This window comes from bacterium (genome assembly GCA_021372615.1).
Taxonomy (GTDB): Bacteria; Armatimonadota; Zipacnadia; order Zipacnadales; family UBA11051; genus JAJFUB01.
Map to the genome: position 1 here is coordinate 1 of JAJFUB010000031.1, position 15,694 is coordinate 15,694.

Annotated in this window: 14 protein-coding genes; 8 read left to right on the forward strand and 6 right to left on the reverse strand. The window is 68.2% G+C overall.

Features of this window, described 5'->3' with window-relative positions:
• Positions 1-108: 108 nt before the first annotated feature.
• Both LLH23_05265 and sixA read right to left on the reverse strand, forming a co-directional pair.
• Entirely contained in the window at positions 109-861 is a 753-nt protein-coding gene (locus LLH23_05265) for a peroxiredoxin (protein ID MCE5237883.1), read from the reverse strand.
• Positions 862-996: 135 nt separating this feature from the next.
• The gene (sixA, locus tag LLH23_05270; protein ID MCE5237884.1) at positions 997-1,533 is read right to left on the reverse strand and encodes a phosphohistidine phosphatase SixA; all 537 of its coding nucleotides are present in this window, start codon (positions 1,531-1,533) and stop codon (positions 997-999) included.
• A gap of 104 nt (positions 1,534-1,637) precedes the next feature.
• On the opposite strand from sixA, the gene LLH23_05275 reads away from it, so the two are divergent.
• The 7 genes from LLH23_05275 (at position 1,638) to LLH23_05305 (ending at position 10,214) form a co-directional block, all read left to right on the forward strand.
• The gene (locus LLH23_05275; GenBank protein MCE5237885.1) at positions 1,638-3,410 is read left to right on the forward strand and encodes an alpha-galactosidase; all 1,773 of its coding nucleotides are present in this window, start codon (positions 1,638-1,640) and stop codon (positions 3,408-3,410) included.
• 159 nt (positions 3,411-3,569) lie between these two features.
• Positions 3,570-4,643, forward strand: coding sequence for a Gfo/Idh/MocA family oxidoreductase (locus LLH23_05280; protein MCE5237886.1), 1,074 nt, complete (start codon positions 3,570-3,572; stop codon positions 4,641-4,643).
• Between the two features lie 108 nt (positions 4,644-4,751).
• The gene (locus LLH23_05285) at positions 4,752-5,195 is read left to right on the forward strand and encodes a hypothetical protein (protein MCE5237887.1); all 444 of its coding nucleotides are present in this window, start codon (positions 4,752-4,754) and stop codon (positions 5,193-5,195) included.
• Positions 5,196-5,473: 278 nt separating this feature from the next.
• Positions 5,474-7,387 carry an FAD-dependent oxidoreductase gene (locus LLH23_05290; GenBank protein MCE5237888.1) on the forward strand — a complete coding sequence of 638 codons (1,914 nt, stop codon included), beginning with the start codon at positions 5,474-5,476 and terminating at the stop codon, positions 7,385-7,387.
• 114 nt (positions 7,388-7,501) lie between these two features.
• A complete protein-coding gene (locus tag LLH23_05295; protein MCE5237889.1) occupies positions 7,502-8,317 on the forward strand; it encodes a hypothetical protein in 816 nt (271 codons plus the stop codon).
• Positions 8,318-8,479: 162 nt separating this feature from the next.
• Positions 8,480-9,241, forward strand: coding sequence for a methyltransferase domain-containing protein (locus LLH23_05300; protein MCE5237890.1), 762 nt, complete (start codon positions 8,480-8,482; stop codon positions 9,239-9,241).
• A 64-nt stretch (positions 9,242-9,305) separates the two neighbouring features.
• Positions 9,306-10,214, forward strand: coding sequence for a GNAT family N-acetyltransferase (locus LLH23_05305; GenBank protein MCE5237891.1), 909 nt, complete (start codon positions 9,306-9,308; stop codon positions 10,212-10,214).
• A gap of 108 nt (positions 10,215-10,322) precedes the next feature.
• On the opposite strand, the gene LLH23_05310 is transcribed toward LLH23_05305, so the two are convergent.
• The 4 genes from LLH23_05310 to LLH23_05325 all read right to left on the reverse strand — a co-directional run bounded on the left by LLH23_05310 (position 10,323) and on the right by LLH23_05325 (position 14,463).
• Entirely contained in the window at positions 10,323-11,105 is a 783-nt protein-coding gene (locus LLH23_05310) for a sugar phosphate isomerase/epimerase (GenBank protein MCE5237892.1), read from the reverse strand.
• Between the two features lie 45 nt (positions 11,106-11,150).
• Positions 11,151-13,442: a family 16 glycosylhydrolase gene (locus tag LLH23_05315; GenBank protein ID MCE5237893.1), complete on the reverse strand. Its 2,292-nt coding sequence runs from the start codon at positions 13,440-13,442 to the stop codon at positions 11,151-11,153.
• A 432-nt stretch (positions 13,443-13,874) separates the two neighbouring features.
• Positions 13,875-14,267: a PIN domain-containing protein gene (locus LLH23_05320; protein MCE5237894.1), complete on the reverse strand. Its 393-nt coding sequence runs from the start codon at positions 14,265-14,267 to the stop codon at positions 13,875-13,877.
• Positions 14,260-14,463 carry a type II toxin-antitoxin system VapB family antitoxin gene (locus tag LLH23_05325; GenBank protein ID MCE5237895.1) on the reverse strand — a complete coding sequence of 68 codons (204 nt, stop codon included), beginning with the start codon at positions 14,461-14,463 and terminating at the stop codon, positions 14,260-14,262. The genes LLH23_05320 and LLH23_05325 overlap by 8 nt, the downstream gene beginning before the upstream one ends.
• A gap of 157 nt (positions 14,464-14,620) precedes the next feature.
• On the opposite strand from LLH23_05325, the gene LLH23_05330 reads away from it, so the two are divergent.
• Positions 14,621-15,682, forward strand: coding sequence for a right-handed parallel beta-helix repeat-containing protein (locus LLH23_05330; GenBank protein MCE5237896.1), 1,062 nt, complete (start codon positions 14,621-14,623; stop codon positions 15,680-15,682).
• Positions 15,683-15,694 lie beyond the last annotated feature (12 nt).

Below are 15,694 nucleotides of genomic sequence, written 5' to 3' on the forward strand. Positions count from 1 at the left end.
GAATCGGGAATCGGGAATCGCGGGGCGGAACGCGCAGGTGCGCCGGCGAGCCGGCGCACCTGCAGTTCGGGGCCCACCGACGGTGCGGTGGGCCGAGGCGAAGGAGGCCTACTGCCCCTTCGTCGGCTGGGTCTGGCTGGGGCCGAGGCCGTTGGGCTTCTCGTCGGCCTTCAACGGGCTGGGCTTGAAGCACAGGAACCAGTCCACGCAGCGCAGGCCCTGCTGGTTGGCCGTGTTCACACGCTCGTTGGCCGTGCCGCACGAGCCCGGCGGGGGCACGATGACTTCCTCGCCCGGCTGCCAGTTGGCTGGCGTCGCGATCTTGAACTGGTCGGAGGTCTGCATGGCGATCAGGAGGCGCTTGATCTCCTCCATGTTGCGCCCGTTCGACAGCGGGTAGTACAGGAGCGCCCGGATCGTCCCCTCCGGGTCAATGAAGAAGACCGCACGCACCGCCTGTGTCGTGCTGGCAGACGGCTGCAGCATGCCATACTTCCGCGCGACCTCCATCTTGAGGTCCTCGATCAGCGGGAAGGTGACTTCGATGTTCTTGATGTCCTTGTACGTGATCTTCTCGCGGATCGTCCGCAGCCACGCGATGTGGGCGTAGATGCTGTCAATCGAGAGCCCGATCAGCTCGCAGTTGAGCGCCTTGAACTCCGGCAGCATCTTGGCGAAGGTCATGAACTCAGTCGTGCACACCGGCGTGAAGTCCGCCGGGTGAGAGAAGAGGATCACCCACTTGCCCTTGAAGTCGTCCGGGAACTTGATGTCCCCCTGCGTCGTCTTGGCGGTGAAGGCCGGGGCCTTCTCGCCGATTAGCGGGAGACGCGTGGGCAACTCGTACTGCGCCCACGCCATCCCCGCCAGGCACATCACCAGCACCATCAGGCTCACGGCCGTCAACAGTGTCTTCCTCATCATCTTCACTCCTTGGTCATCAAGTACGCGGCTGTGTAACCAGATTATATAGTTTGGTTACGAATGATGCAACCTCTACTGCGCCCGGCCCCCGGCCGCCATCAGTGTCAACTGCTTGCCGCTATTCAGCCACAGCAGCGTGGCCCCGCCGCGCACGACGGCCTGGCAGTCCAGGCACGCTACCGCGCCCTTCTTCATCTCCACCTCGGCCCCGCCAATCAGCTCCCCGATGATGGTGCTGAAGTCCGGCTCGTGCCCCACGAGCATCACCGTCCCCGGATGCCCCTGCTCCTCCAGCAGGTCACGCAGGCTGGCTGTCGTCAGCCGCCCGGCCAGGACCGACGTCTGCTCCACGGGCGCCCCCAGCGTCTCGGCTACGAGTTCCGCCGTCTGGACGGCCCGCACCAGCGGGCTGGTGAGGACCAGGCCCACCTCGACGCCGAGAGCCTGCAGCGCTACCCCTGCCTCGCGCGAGCGGCCCAGGCCCCTGTCGGTCAGGCGGCGGTCGGCGTCCGTGCGCCCTGGCGGCGTGTTCTCGGCTTCGGCGTGGCGCATGAAGTACAGCAGCATGGTGGTCTTCCCGGGCAGGCCCCGTCCCGTCGGTGGCGGCATGTCACGTTCTCTTGTTCGTTCGCGTTCGACCGTGAATTGTCCTGCAGGCCCCAGCCCGACGGGGGCCGAATAGGGAGCCATCCCACGACAACGAGGAAGACCCGATGCTGCGACCTGCTGCCACTGCCGGAACGTTCGTGCTGGACGCCGAGGGGGCGCCCGGCTTCGAGATCACTGTCCGCACGACCCCCGCCGTGCCGTTCGACGCCCAGGCCACTCCCGCCGCAGGCGGCGTGTGCGAACTCATCGTTCGCCCCACTGCCGAGGCCTCGCTGGAGGAGTTGGCGGTGGAACTGTCGCCCACCGGCGCCGGAACGACATGTCTGCAGCCGGAGGCGCGTGTGTTGTCGCTCGGGGGCTTCGAGTTGGGCTGGCGGGGCGCCGTGGCGCTGGGGACGCTGCTGGACGAGGGCGAGGGGCGCGCCAGCCTGACCGGCCTCGGCGTGGCCCTGCAGGGCGCGAGACTGGCGCTCGTGCTGGGCGCGGGGCACGCCAATGGCGACTTCCCGGCCTTCTCGACCGATGGCCAGCGCCTGACGCTGACCTTCACGCCCCAGCGCCCCCTGGCCGCCGGGGAGCGCTTCCGCGTGCTGATGGGGCTGGCGGACGATGTCGCCGCCGTGCTCGCCGACTACGGCGCGGCCCTCGGCCGCGACGCGCGACCGCTGGGCGAGGCGCCGACGGGTTGGAACAGTTGGGACTACTACCGGGGCGGCATCACGATGGACGCCTGCGCCGCCGAGATGGCGGCGATCAACGCCTCGCCCCTGCGCGGCAAGCTACGCTACTTCGTCATTGACATGGGCTGGGAGAACTGCTGGGGCGACTGGCGCCCGAACCGCAAGTTCCCCGAGGACCCCGCCGACATCGCCGGCGCGATCAAGGCGGCGGGCTTCGCCCCGGGCATCTGGGTGGCGCCGCTGCAGGCCAGCACCTATGTCCCGTGGGTGCGCGATGAGCGCGACTGTTTCTGCCAGGGCGCCGACGGCGACGCGATCGTCGGCCAGGGCAACGGCGCGTGCGTGCTCTTTGATCCCACCCACCCGCGCACCGTTCAGTGGCTCCATGACACCTTCTCCGGGCTCCGCGAGGCGGGCTTTGAGCTGTTCAAGGTGGACTACCTGTACCGCGCCTACTTCGACAGCATGGCCACGCTGCACGACCCGACGGTCGGCAAGGCCGCGGCGGCGCGGCGCTTCCTCGAGATCATCCGCGAGGCCATCGGGCCGGACGCGCACCTGCTCAGTTGCGGGGCGCCGCTGCCGTGCGCGCTGGGGCTGGCCGACAGCGCCCGCATCTCCGCCGACATCCACAACTTCTGGGGCCACGTGCGCCACAGCGCCATCCAGATCGCCGGCACGCACTGGCTCAACGGGCGGGCGTGGGTCAATGACCCGGACTTCGCGCTGATCCGCTGCGCGCAGACCAGTGCCGACCGCTACCAGAACCCGCCGTACACGCGCCGGCCCTACAACGACCCCAACGACTTCTGGTTGGCGGGCGATGACGCGACGTGGACGGAGCTGCACACCTGGCTGAGCCTCGTCCACCTGTGCGGCGGCTCGATCTTCGCCAGCGACTCCATCGCGCGGCTCAATGAGCGGGGCCTGGCGGCACTGGCGCACCTGCTGAGCCATCCCGCGCCGGCTCCGGCTGTCCCACTGGACCTCGTGGATGCCGTCCCGCCGCGGCTGTGGCTGGCGACGGCAGGCGAGCAGAGCTGCCTCGGCGTCTTCAACTGGGAGGACGAGGCGGCCGAAGTCGAACTGCCGGCGAATGCGCCGACGGCGGCGACGGACTACTGGACGGGGGAGAAGGTGAGCCTGGGCCGAAGCGTGCGGCTGGAGGGGCGGAGTGCGCTGGTGGTGGAGTTCTGAACGGCCTTGGGGTGGCGCATCCGTGCCGTTGCCGTTCCCCTCTCCGGAGCGAAGCGAGGGAGAGGGGTAGGGGTGAGGACGCCGTGGCCGTACCTCCGGCAGGTCTCTCCCGCTGGTGAGCCGAATCGCTGCATACCTTAGCACACGGGAGTGACGAACATGGACCAGGTCGGTGTTGGCATCATCGGGTCGGGCTTTGTGTCGGAGATCCACGTCGAGGCCTTCGGCATGGTGCCCAATGCGCGCGTCGTCGCCTGCGCCTCGCCCCACAACGCCGCGACCTTCGCCGCCAAGCATGGCATCCCCAAACACTTCCCTGACTACCGGGCGATGCTGGAACTGCCCGAGGTGGATGTCGTCCTGCTGGCCCTCCCCAACACGCTGCACTGCCAGGCATGTGAGGACGCCGCCGGCGCGGGTAAGCACGTCATCTGCGAAAAGCCCCTCTGCCCGACGCTGGACGAGGCCGACCGCATGATCGCGGCCTGCCGGCGCGCCGGCGTGCACCTGATGTATGCCGAGGAGCTGTGCTTCACCCCCAAATACGTCCGCGCCAAGCAACTGTGCGACGAGGGCGCGCTGGGCAAGCTGTACCTCATCAAGCAGAGCGAGAAGCACGACGGCCCGCACATGCCGTGGTTCTGGGATGTGACACAGTCCGGTGGCGGCGTGACGCTGGACATGGGCTGCCACGCCTTCGAGTACTTCCGCTGGATGCTCGGCAAACCCCGGGCGCTCAGCGTGTATGCCGACATGGGCACCTTCGTCCACCAGGACAAGACGCGGGGCGATGACGACGCGCTCATCATCGTGGACTTCGAGGGCGGCTGCCGGGGCCTGGCGGAGGAGAGCTGGGCCAAGCAGGGCGGCATGGACGACCGCATCGAGCTATACGGGTCGGAGGGCGTGATCTACTGCGACCTGCTCAAGGGCAGCAGCTTCGAGACCTACAGCACCCGGGGCTACGGCTACGCGGTCGAGAAGGCAGGCAGCACGCAGGGCTGGAGCTTCACGATGTACGAGGAGGTCTGGAACTACGGCTTCCCGCAGGAGGACCAGCACTTCGTGAACTGCGTGGCGGGGCTGGAGACGCCGCTGGAGACGGGCGAGGACGGCAAGGCGACGCTGGAGATCATCTTCGCGGCGTACGAGAGCGCGGGGACGGGGCGGAAGGTGGCGCTGCCGTTCACGCCACCGGCGGGGAAGAAGCCGATTGAGTTGTGGGTGAGGTAGATGGCCCATCGTCCTTCCGCGAGGGCGGTCTGGGGCAAGATGGTGCCTCACCGCGCGGGTGGTTGTGACAGCCAGATATGCAGCCCAAAGGCATCAGGAGGGAAGCGAATGGACACTGTAGTATGTGTAGCCACTGCCGTGAACGCCGTTGCTGTCGTAGTGCTCTTGGTCATCACGGCCTTCCAGGTCCAGTGGTTCAGGAACAGCGTGGCCGCCACCACTCGGTACAATCTGTCGGTGGATGCCCAAGCGCTGAACCGCCTCTTGGTTGAGTACCCAAGTACCCACAGGGCCTTTGCCGACACTGAGGTCTACAGGAGTCTCGGGCCGGATGAGCGGCTGCGGGCGGACACGATCTGCGAGGTGTGGTTACTCCACTACGAGACAGTCTTCGAGTCGTGGCCCACGATGTCCCTTGAGACACGGCGGTTGTATGAGAACGCCATCAGAGGTTCCGTGCACCACTACCCGTTGCTGCGCAAGATGCTGCATGACGATGCGTTCAGCGGCAAGCCCGTGTGGCACGTCAAGCTCCGGGAGATGGCCGGCTAGGCGAGAGCGAGCACAGCAGGGCAGCGCCATGCGGTCGCGGTGGCTGCCGACCATCCTGGGTGCGGCACTGTGTGGTGCCGTTCCGTTCGCAGGACGGTTGGCGCGCGTAGCGCGTCCCTTAGGCGGAGACTGAAGTCCCCGCCTGGGGGGCGGTCCTGCGGACCGCCGATCGTCCTGCGGACGAGACGGCAACGGCGATGCCTCGGTGGCGGTCTGGCGGCGACCTGGGGCCACATCCCACCGTGCCACACCCCTCAACCACACCCAAGGAGTTGTCCATGTCCCATATCTGGCTAGAAGCAGAGTCGTTCGCTGAACTCGGGGGGTGGGTGATTGACGCGCAGTCCATGGATCAGATGGGGTCGGCCTATGTCATGGCCCATGGCATGGGGGTGCCGGTGCCGGACGCGGAGACGGTGTGCGTCGTGCCCGAGGCCGGGCAGTGGACCGTGTGGGTGCGGACGCGCGACTGGACCGCGGTGTGGGGGCGCGGTGGGCCGGCTGGGACGTTCCAGGTCTGCCTGGACGGCGTGCCCCTGCCCGCGACGCTGGGGACGAACGGGGCCGAGTGGGCGTGGCAGAAGGCCGGGGTCGTGGCGCTGGAGCGGGGGCCGGTCACCATCGCCCTGCATGACCTGACCGGGTTCAATGGGCGCTGCGATGCGCTCTACCTGACGACCGACCCGGCCGACGTGCCGCCCAACGAAGCGCAGGCGCTCAGCGAGTTCCGCCGGGCCGCGGCGGGGATCGTCTGCGAGGATGATCCCGAGGTGTATGACCTCGTCGTGGCCGGCGGGGGAATGGCGGGGCTGTGCACGGCCATCGCAGCGGCGCGCTGTGGGGCGAAGGTGGTGCTCATCCAGGACCGGCCGGTGCTGGGGGGCTGCAACAGCTCGGAGATCCGCGTGCCCCTCGGCGGGCTGATTCATGTGCCGCCGTATCCGCAACTGGGGAACGTGGTCGAGGAGATCTCGCCCATCACCGGGCGGCCAGGGGTGCTGCCGGCGGAGTTCTACGAGGACACGCGGAAGGCGAACGTCTTTCACACCGTGCCCGACGGGCGGTGCCGGCTCGTGCTGAACGCACGGGTCGTGGCGGTGGAGCGCGACCCCGATGAGCCGCAGAGGATCACGGCCTGCCTCGCGCGAGACATCCGCACCGGGGGCGAGACGCGCTTCCGGGCGCGGCTCTTTGCCGACTGCACCGGCGACGCGACCCTCGCGCGCCTGATGGGCGCCGAGACCATGTACGGGCGCGAGCCGCGCGACAAGTATGGCGAGTCGCTGGCCCCGGTGCAGGGCGATGACGAAGTGATGGGTATGTCGGTGATCTGGAGTTCGGAGCAGGGCGACACGCCGGCGCCCTTCCCCGAGATTGACTGGGGCCTGGAAGTCACCGAGGACAACGTCTACCACGTCCGCAGCGGCGACTGGGAGTGGGAGACCGGCCAGTACCGCAACCAGGCCGACGACACCGAGACGATCCGCGACTACGGGCTGATGGCGATCTTCGCGAACTGGTCGTACCTGAAGAACCGCTCGGCGCGCCGCGCCGAGTGGGCGCGGGACCGCCTCACGTGGATCACGCCTCTGGGTGGCAAGCGCGAGAGCTATCGCGTGGTCGGCGACTACATCATGACGCAGAACGACATCGAGGGTGACACGATCCAGCCGGACGCGACCGCCTCGATGACGTGGAGCATTGACCTGCACTTCCCCGACCCCGAGCACCTCGCCAAGTTCCGCGAGCCCTTCCGCTCGTGCGCCTATCACCGCAACCTGATGCAGCCCTACCCGGTGCCGTACCGCTGCCTGTACGCGAAGGACGTGACGAACCTGTTCCTGGGCGGGCGGATCATCAGCGCCTCCCATGTGGCGTTCGGGTCGGTGCGGGTCATGCGCACGCTGGGGCTGCTGGGCGAAGTCATCGGCATGGCCGCGGCGCTTTGCGCCCGGGAGGGGCTCTGTCCGCGCGACATCTACCTGTCGCGGCTCGATGAGCTGAAGGCGATGATGGAGCGGGGCGTGCCCCCGCCGCCGACCTACCATCCCGGCGGCACCGGCCGCAAGTACGAGGGCTACCACTTCAAGGACACCGGACACCTGGGCGTGTATCCGGACCGCGACCCCAAGCTGGACGACCCGGAAGTGGCCAAGCGCGTCCGGGCGCTGGGCCTGCAGCACATGGAATGACCCGGCCCGCGTTCGGGCTCTGCGGACCGGCGATGGCGCGGCAACGCCCAGGCGTCCTCGACGCGCCATGGAGCTTCGCCATCGGCAGCGGACAGCGGAAGGAGCCTCATCCCCATGTCCCTCACCTCGGATGACCACATGCGGTTCGCGGTGTACTTCATTCCGGAGGCGCCCGGCATGCTGTACAGACTGGGGACGGGCCTCCTCGGCTATGACGTGCGGGCGCCAGGCGTGTGTCCCGACGACCTGGGGCTCCGCGGGCGGCTCGCCGCGAGCCTCGGGCCCCCCCATTCGCCAGGCGGCTTCGACCCGGGCTGGGTCGAGAGGGCCAGCAGGTTCGGCTTCCATCTCACCATCTGCGACGCGATTGACCTCAAGGTCGAGCCCCCCGGGGAGGTGGAAGAGAAGCTAAGCCAGGTGCAGGAGCGGATACGTGAGGTGCTTGGCTACCTCAAGCCGGGGCGAGAGTTCTGGCTGCTCCCGCCCGATGACGGCAGATCCGTGGACTTCTTCCCCTCCGGCAAGAAGCGCGCGGTGGTGCTCAAGTACAAGCCCAGCGATGCGCTGCGCGTGCTGGAGACGCTTCTGGTCGCACTGGTGAACCCTCTGGGGACCGGCTCGAGCGAACACAGCAGGCTGCTGCAGACGCCACTGCCTGACCAGCGGACCTACACGCAACTGCGGACGCTGAAGTTCTACAGTTCGACGGTGTTCGACAGCTACTGTCCCCATCTCACCTTGCTCGATCCCTGTCCTGACCTGCTGGCGTGCGAGGACACGCGGGATCGGATCCGCCAGTTCTTCACTGACGAGTTCCGCGACTACCTGGCCAGGGTGCCAGTAACGAACGTGTGCCTGCTGGTCAAGAGGGGAAGCGAGGCGCATTGGCGTATCCGGGAGGAGTTCCCGATCGGCCCGGCACGCCCATAGGGCACGCCAACTGCGTGGCCCGCCTGCGGACCCGCCAGCGATGGCCTACGCGGCGTGCGAGCCCGTGGTGGCGGGCCGGGAGCTGGCACTGCTCCTTATCAGGCCACTGTGCTTGCACTATATAGGCAGGTGTTCACCAGACGGGGGGCCAGGAGCAGACCGATGGAACAGCAGTGGTACCAGACGCTATTCGCCAACTACGCGCGCCAGTATGACGAAGAAGTCTACACCCAGGGCACCCAGGGCGAGGCGGACTTCCTGGAGCGGGAGCTGGAGCACGACCGCACGCGAACCATCCTCGACATCGGCTGCGGCACCGGCCGCCATGACATCGAGCTGGCCACGCGGGGCTACCGGGTGACGGGTGTGGACCTGTCAGCCGCGCAACTGGCGCGGGCGCGGGAGAAGGCGGCCGCCGCGGGCGTCTCCGTGGACTTCCGCCAGGGCGATGCCCGCGAGCTGGACTTCGTCGCGGCCCTCGATCTGGTCATGATGGTCTGTGAGGGCGGCTTCTGCCTCATGGAGACCGACGAGATGAACTACCGCATCCTGCAGGGAGCGTGCCGGGCGCTGAAGCCGGGCGGGAAGCTGGTGCTGACGACGCTGAACGCCCTCTTCCCGCTGGCGCGAGCCCTACGGCCGGCGGACGACGCCGCCGGGGAGGGGCCGCCGCTGGGGAGCTTCGACCCGGTGACCTTCCGGAACAGCTCGTCGTTCGAGTTCAGCGACGACGACGGCGTCCCGCACACAATCCACTGCACCGAGCGCTACTACGCGCCCTGCGAGATGCACTGGATGCTCGGGAGTCTGGGCATGACCGACATCGGCATCTACGGCTGCGAGCTGGGACGCTTCAGTCGCGAGCGCGCGCCGGGCTTCGATGACGTCGAGTTGCTCGTGATCGCCCGGCAGGCGGCGAGCTAGGCGGCAGGCGCTGCCGTCCGCGCCGCAGGCGCGCCGCAATGGCGCCGTTAGAGGTGTGGTGACTATGGAACCGCGACACTGCCGGGGGCACGAGGACTTCGCCGCCATCTCCCGCTTCCTGACGGGACTGTACCGGCCTGGCAACCGCGACGGGAACTGGCTTCAGCCGGTATGGGAGTACGCCTACACGCACCCGTGGTTCGACGAGAGTGCGGTCGGGGAGATCGGCATCTGGGAGGACGCGGGCGAGATCGTGGGGGTCGCGACGTATGAGTTGGGGCTCGGCGAGGCGTTCTTCCATACGCGCGAGGGCTATGCCCACCTCAAGCCGGAGATGCTCGCCTATGCCGAGGCGCACCTGGCCTCCCGCAGCGCGGACGGGCGGCGACGCCTGAAGGCCTTTGTGCCCGACTTTGATGAGGCCTTCACACGGGTCGTCGAGGCGCGCGGCTATCGGCTTGACCCCGGCTCGCATCGCCCCATGTCGCAGTTCGTGATCCCCGCACCCTTTCCGCCCATCCCGCTCCCTGGCGGGTTCCGTCTCATGTCGCTGGCCGAGCGCAACGACCTGCGGCAAGTCAGCCGCGTGCTGCACCGGGGCTTCAACCACCCCGGCGAGCCGCCGGAGGACGCTGTCGCGGGCTGCCGGAAGATGCAGTCCGGACCGAACTTCCGCCAGGACCTGGCGGTGGTCGTTGTGGCGCCGACGGGTGACTTTGTGAGCTACTGCGGCATGTGGTTCGACCCGGTGAACCGCTTCGGCTACGTCGAGCCGGTCGCGACCGACCCGGACTACCGGCGCCGTGGCCTGGGCCGGGCCGCGGTGTTGGAGGGTCTCCGGCGCTGCGGCGAGCTGGGCGCGACCGTGGCCTACGTCGGCACGGACATGCCCTTCTACCTGTCGTTCGGGTTCCGGAAGTTGTTCACGGTGAACTGCTGGGTGAAGGAGCTTGAGGGCGCCGCGAGCATCTGACGCGGCTGAGGCGCAAGGTGGCGTGGCCATGGACGCCACCGGCCGGGACGGAGCCGGTGGCGCGAATGGTTGAGACGACCACCCCCCAGCGACGCGGGCCAGCGGCGCCTACCCCACCAGCCCCCGCAAGTACTGCAGATTGTGCCGCGCCGCTGCCTCCGGGTCGGCCGTGGGGGCGGTCTCCAGGACCAGCCAGTCGTCGTAGCCCCCCTCGCGCAGGGCTGACAGACACTCGGCGAGGGGCACGATGCCCTCGCCCAGCAGGTCCGCGTCGCGCTCCTTGATGAGCACCTCGGCGATGCGGCGGCCCAGGAACACGATCTCGGCGACGGGGTCGTTGCCGAACGCCAGCGCATTGCCCACGTCATAGTAGACCCCCAGGCCCGGGGACTGCACGGTGTCCACCATGTGCGCCAGCTCCGCGGCGGACTTGCCGTAGCCGCGGCCCACGTTCTCCAGGCAGAGCACGACCCCCAGGTCGGCCGCGTGCGGCGCGAGGTCGGCCATCATGTCAATCCACCGCTGCGTGCCGGTCTCGTGGGACACGCCCTCTTCGCCGGGGGTCACTGGCACGAGTATCCACTTGACGCCGAACGCCGCGGCGTGGGTGGTGGCTTCCCGGAGCATGTCGCGGATGCGCCCGCGGATCGCCGGGTCATCGGAGGCCGGGCTGATCGTCCAGCACACGCCAGTGCAGAGACCGGCAAGCTCGAGGCCCGAGGCGGCGATGACATCGTGGAGCCGGCGGCGCCCCGCGGCACTCCACAGCAACGTCTCCTCATAGTTGGCTCCGAGGTCCAGTTCGAGGCCATCGAAGCCGATCCGGGCGCCCATCGCGAACGCTTCCGGCCACGGCTGCTGCAGGCATCCGTCACGAATCCCGATCTTCATCAGTCTGCTCCCATGGTGTAGTTGGCTTACGGCGCCCTCGCGCCCCTAGCCCCCCGGCTTGGCCGCCGGGCTGAAGACCAGCTTGCAGAAGAACGTGAACTGCGTGTTGAAGTCGTCGAAGAAGAAGATGAGCTTGTGGCGGCCGGCGGGGAGCTGGACCGTCTGCTTGCCCACCGATTTCTGCGGGCTGCGCCAACCGGCGCCCGAGTTCCATGACGCCGGGAGCTTCCAGGCCAGCAGTTGCGGGCCGACCTCCCCGGTCTTGCCCAGGCACACGCGGACAGTGCCCTCGCGGGCGCCGTCGGCCGCGCTGAGGCCCTTGGTGACGTAGTCCGGGCGGTTCATGAACAGCTCGGCCTCGTACTGGCCGGCCTGGGCGACCTCGACTTCATAGCAGATCCACTTCGCGCGGTCGCCGCCCACTTCCACCGCCTCCTGCAGCGCCCCCAGCTCCGTCTTGCGCCATTCGAGGCGGGCATCGCTGGGGCCAAGGACATCGCTGCGGAAGGCGACCCCGTTGCCGCCCTCATCGTAGCAGCCGCCCTGGACCGTGCCGGGGATGGCCTGCGGCTGGCCCTGGAAGGCCGTGCCGGTGTACTCCTTGCCGGTCCGCAACTCCAGTGGCAGCAGAGCCGACTGGCCGATCAGGCCAGCGTCATCCTGGGCCATGACCATGATCGTGTTGGTGACACCGGGGAAGAGGTTGCTGACGGTGAAGGTGGTCTTGGCCTGCGCGGCGTCCGCCTGCTGCTCGGCCCGGATGCGGCCCATCGAGAAGAGCAGGAGTTGCTTGATCTTGCCCCGGGAAGCCGTCGCGGTGACATCGAACGTGACTGGCTCGCCCTCCTTGGGCGGGGTGGAACCCCTGAGTGCCAGCGTGACCTTGGGGAGCTTGCGGACGCCGGTGTCCTGCTCGTAGATGCGCACGTAGTCCACGACCAGGCGGTCGGGCAACTGCGCGTCTTCCAGGCGACCGTAGAAGGGCTTGTCCTGCGGGGTCTTGGGGGCTCGCAGGCAGGCGCTGATCCAGATCTTCTGCGGCGCGCTGGTCATCGGGACCTCGCGGTAGGTCTGCCGCAGCGTCTCCTGGCCGTCCACGTAGAAGATGTGCTCAAGCGGCGTCCACTGGAACGCCACGGTGTGCCAGCCGTCGTAGTCCTCCATGACAACCTTGCGCCCGCTGGAGGTGCGGGCCAGACGGGTGCTGCCCAGGATGCCGCCCTCGCCCACGCCCTTGGCGTTGCCCTGGTCCTCCAGCCGCTGGAGCTTCACGGCGCAGTGGTAGCAGTGGCTGATGTCGTTCTCCCTCTTGGGCTTGTAGAAGTCCTCGAAGATGTCGAACTCCTGGGGGTGGGTGAAGCAGTCCACGCCGCAGTCGTAGGGGTATCCGGCCATCCAGACGGCGCTCCACCAGCCGGGCTGGCGCGAGAACTGCACGCGCGTCTCGAAGTAGCCGTAGGCTTTGGCGAAGAAGCTGTTGATGCTCCCGGCATGCCGCACGGTGCCATCCGGGTCGCGGGTCAACTGGAGCACCAGGGCGCCCTTGCCGTCCAGGAAGAGGTTCTCGGCGCACGGGCTCGTCTGGATCCCCGGCCACTCCCACTTGCTCAGGGGTTGCACGTTCCACTTGGCCGTGTCCAGCGTCGTCCCCTCGAACTCCTCGTTCCAGACCATGCGCCACTTCTTCCCCGCGGGCGGGCCCTCACGGTACCCGGCCTTCGTCACCGTGGCGACCTGCGCCGCAGCGGGCACCGGGGCCTTGCGGATCGCGGGGTTGCGGAGGTCCTGCGGCCCGCCGACAGCCAGCATGGCGGACCCGGTGCCGCGCAGTATCCTCACGGCGAGCACGTGCGGTCCCTGGGTGACAGCCACCGTGGCGGTGAAGTCGCGGATGCTCGGCGGCCAGGCTATGTTGCCCTGGTCGCCATGGCTGAGCGTGTCGGAGATGAGCTTGCCGTCCAGGTACGCCTCATACCACCAGTCCGCGCCGAACCCGAAGGTCGTTGGCCCGGCCGTGTCCGCCGTGAACGTGAGGTAGACCCAGGCGGTGTTGCCCACCGGCGTGCCGCAGACGGGCGCACAGTCCAGGCAGCGCCGCGCATCGAACGTGGCGGGACGGCCGCCCACGCGCTTGGCGCCGATGGCCAGTGTCTCCGGCACGCGGGACAGCAGGTCCGGCGCGGGCACGCCGTCCTCACGAGCGAACGGGCCGAAGACCACGGCCTGCGTGGGCAGCACCACGTTGCCCTGGGGCTTGGCCTCCTCGGCCGCGGCAATGGCGGCCCCCACGGCGAGGGGGAACAGTAAGCTCAGCAGTACCCGACAAGAGCACTTCATCGTGATCGTCTCCTTGCCCAGAGCCAGAGGGCGGCGACCCAGCCGCGCCCCTCGGCTGCAGCATCCGTGCGCGAACGGGAGGTAGTATGTCACGGGAATCGAATCAGAGCAATGGTCGAAACGGCGCGGGGCCCGGAGGCCGTAGCCGCAATCGTCGTCGGCCATCCCGCCCACGGTGCGCCCCCGAAGGGGAAGAGGCCGCCGACAGTGCTGTACTGGCGGTGAGGACCGGAGCGTGTGGGAGGGATAGTGCCCTGTCAGGCGTGGAGCCGTGGGTGTGGGCCGTTGTAGAGCGTAGAGACCGCTTGCGGTCTACCCCGCCCAGCCGTTCGGTTCGTGCCATGCGGGGGCGGGGTACAAGCCCCCGCCCTACAGTCACTCGCACCCCAAAGTTCAGACCTGACAGGGCACTAGCGGGGGGGCCGGGGCGCACTACCGGACCGTGTCCGGCGTGTCACCAATGAGGTCGAAGTGAGCGTCGCAGTGGAGCAGGTCGGCCCCATGCAGGCGAGCCGTAGCGACCACGAGGCGGTCCGTGAGGGGCACCGTGAGGCCGGCGCGGCGGAGGTTGAAGCCAAGGGCGGCCGCGCGGTCCCAGCACTCGTCTGTCAGCGGCAGCCAGACCAGGGCAGTGAGTTGAAGCTCGACCTCGCGGTACTCGGATCTGGACCGGCACCCAGTGAGTAGTTCCGCGCGCACAACATGGCACACCGCCGCACGCCCCTCGGCGAGGGCCGCGTCAACGGCGCGGGCGACATCGGTGTCAGCCTGGCGGCTGAACTCGATGAAGGCCGAGGTGTCAATCAGCGTCAGGCGGCTAGTCATCGGCTCTCATCCGCTGGAGGTCCTCCTGCGTCATGTCCAGGAAGCCCGTGCCGATCTTGCGGCGGAGTTCGTCACGCAGCAGCCGCTTGACGTACTCGTCCAGCGCGGCCGCCACCACCTCGCGCTTGGTGCGCGCGGGGCTGAGTTCCAGGGCCTGTGCCATTAGCTCGTCGGGGAGGTCAATCGTCGTGCGCACGGCGCATCACCTTGTGCCACTATTGTATGCTAGTTCACACGTGAAGTAAAGCATACTCTGGAGCGATCATCAGCCATACTGCGATAGGGACTAGGGGCACCACCAGCTTGGGCTCCGAGCCATATCCGGCACGTCAGACACTCCGGGAGGGCATCGCATGGGTGGGTACGGCACGTTCGACATCCGTGACTTTGGCGCGAAGGGGGACGGTGTCGCCGACGACACCGCTGCCATCCAGAAGGCCGTGGACGCGGCGGGCGAGGTGTCCGGCGCGGTGGTCGTGCCGCCGGGGACATACCTGACGGGTGAGATCCAGGCCCGGACCGGCGTGGCGATGCAGGGACTGGCCAACACCTCCTACGGGCTGGACTGCGACTTCGGGTCGCGGCTGGCGCTGCGCGACGATGGCACCTCCCGGTGTCTCATCAACCTGACCGGCGCCATCGGCGCGCGACTGACCGGGCTGATCCTCAAGGGGCGGGGCAAGGAGGCGCCCGACCTGGTCCATGGTGTCATGGTCAGCAAGCCCAACCACGCCGTCCATCATGACAGTCCGGCCCTTGACTCGTGCATGGTCGAGTACTTCAGCGGCGACGGCGTGCACCTGGAGGGTATCTTCGTCTTCACCGTGCGCCACTCGTTCATCAAGGCCAACGGCGGCCACGCCGTGCACGTGCTGAACGGGCATGACGGCTTCGTGCTCGATTCGTGGCTGTCCAACAACGTCGGCGCGGGGTATGTCGGAGAGGGCAGCTCGGCCACCACGGTCACGGGCAACCGCATCGAGTGGAACCGCCAGGGGGGCGTGGTGCTGCGGGGCAGCAGCCACTACAACCTCACCGGCAACTACGTGGACCGATCGGGGACGGTGGGGCTGCGCTTCGAGGGCGTCAACACCATCGCCGCCACGGGGAACATCATCTACCGCAGCGGCAAGGTCGAGTGGAGCAACACCGACCCGCTGGACTCGGCGCATGTCAGGATGACGAACTGCCGCGGGATCGCGCTGTGCGGCAACAACCTCATCATCGGGCGCGACGATGGCGGGGAGGGCACATACTCCCCCGACTATGGCCTCGTGCTCCAGGACTGCGCCGAGTGCGTCGTGCAGGGGAACTCGATGTCGCGTTGCTGTGTCAAGCAGCTCGTGGTGGACCGCGGCGGCAATGAGACCTCGCGCCTCGCCGACAACAGCGGGAGTCTTCATCCGGGGGACTGACCCGATGGGCCG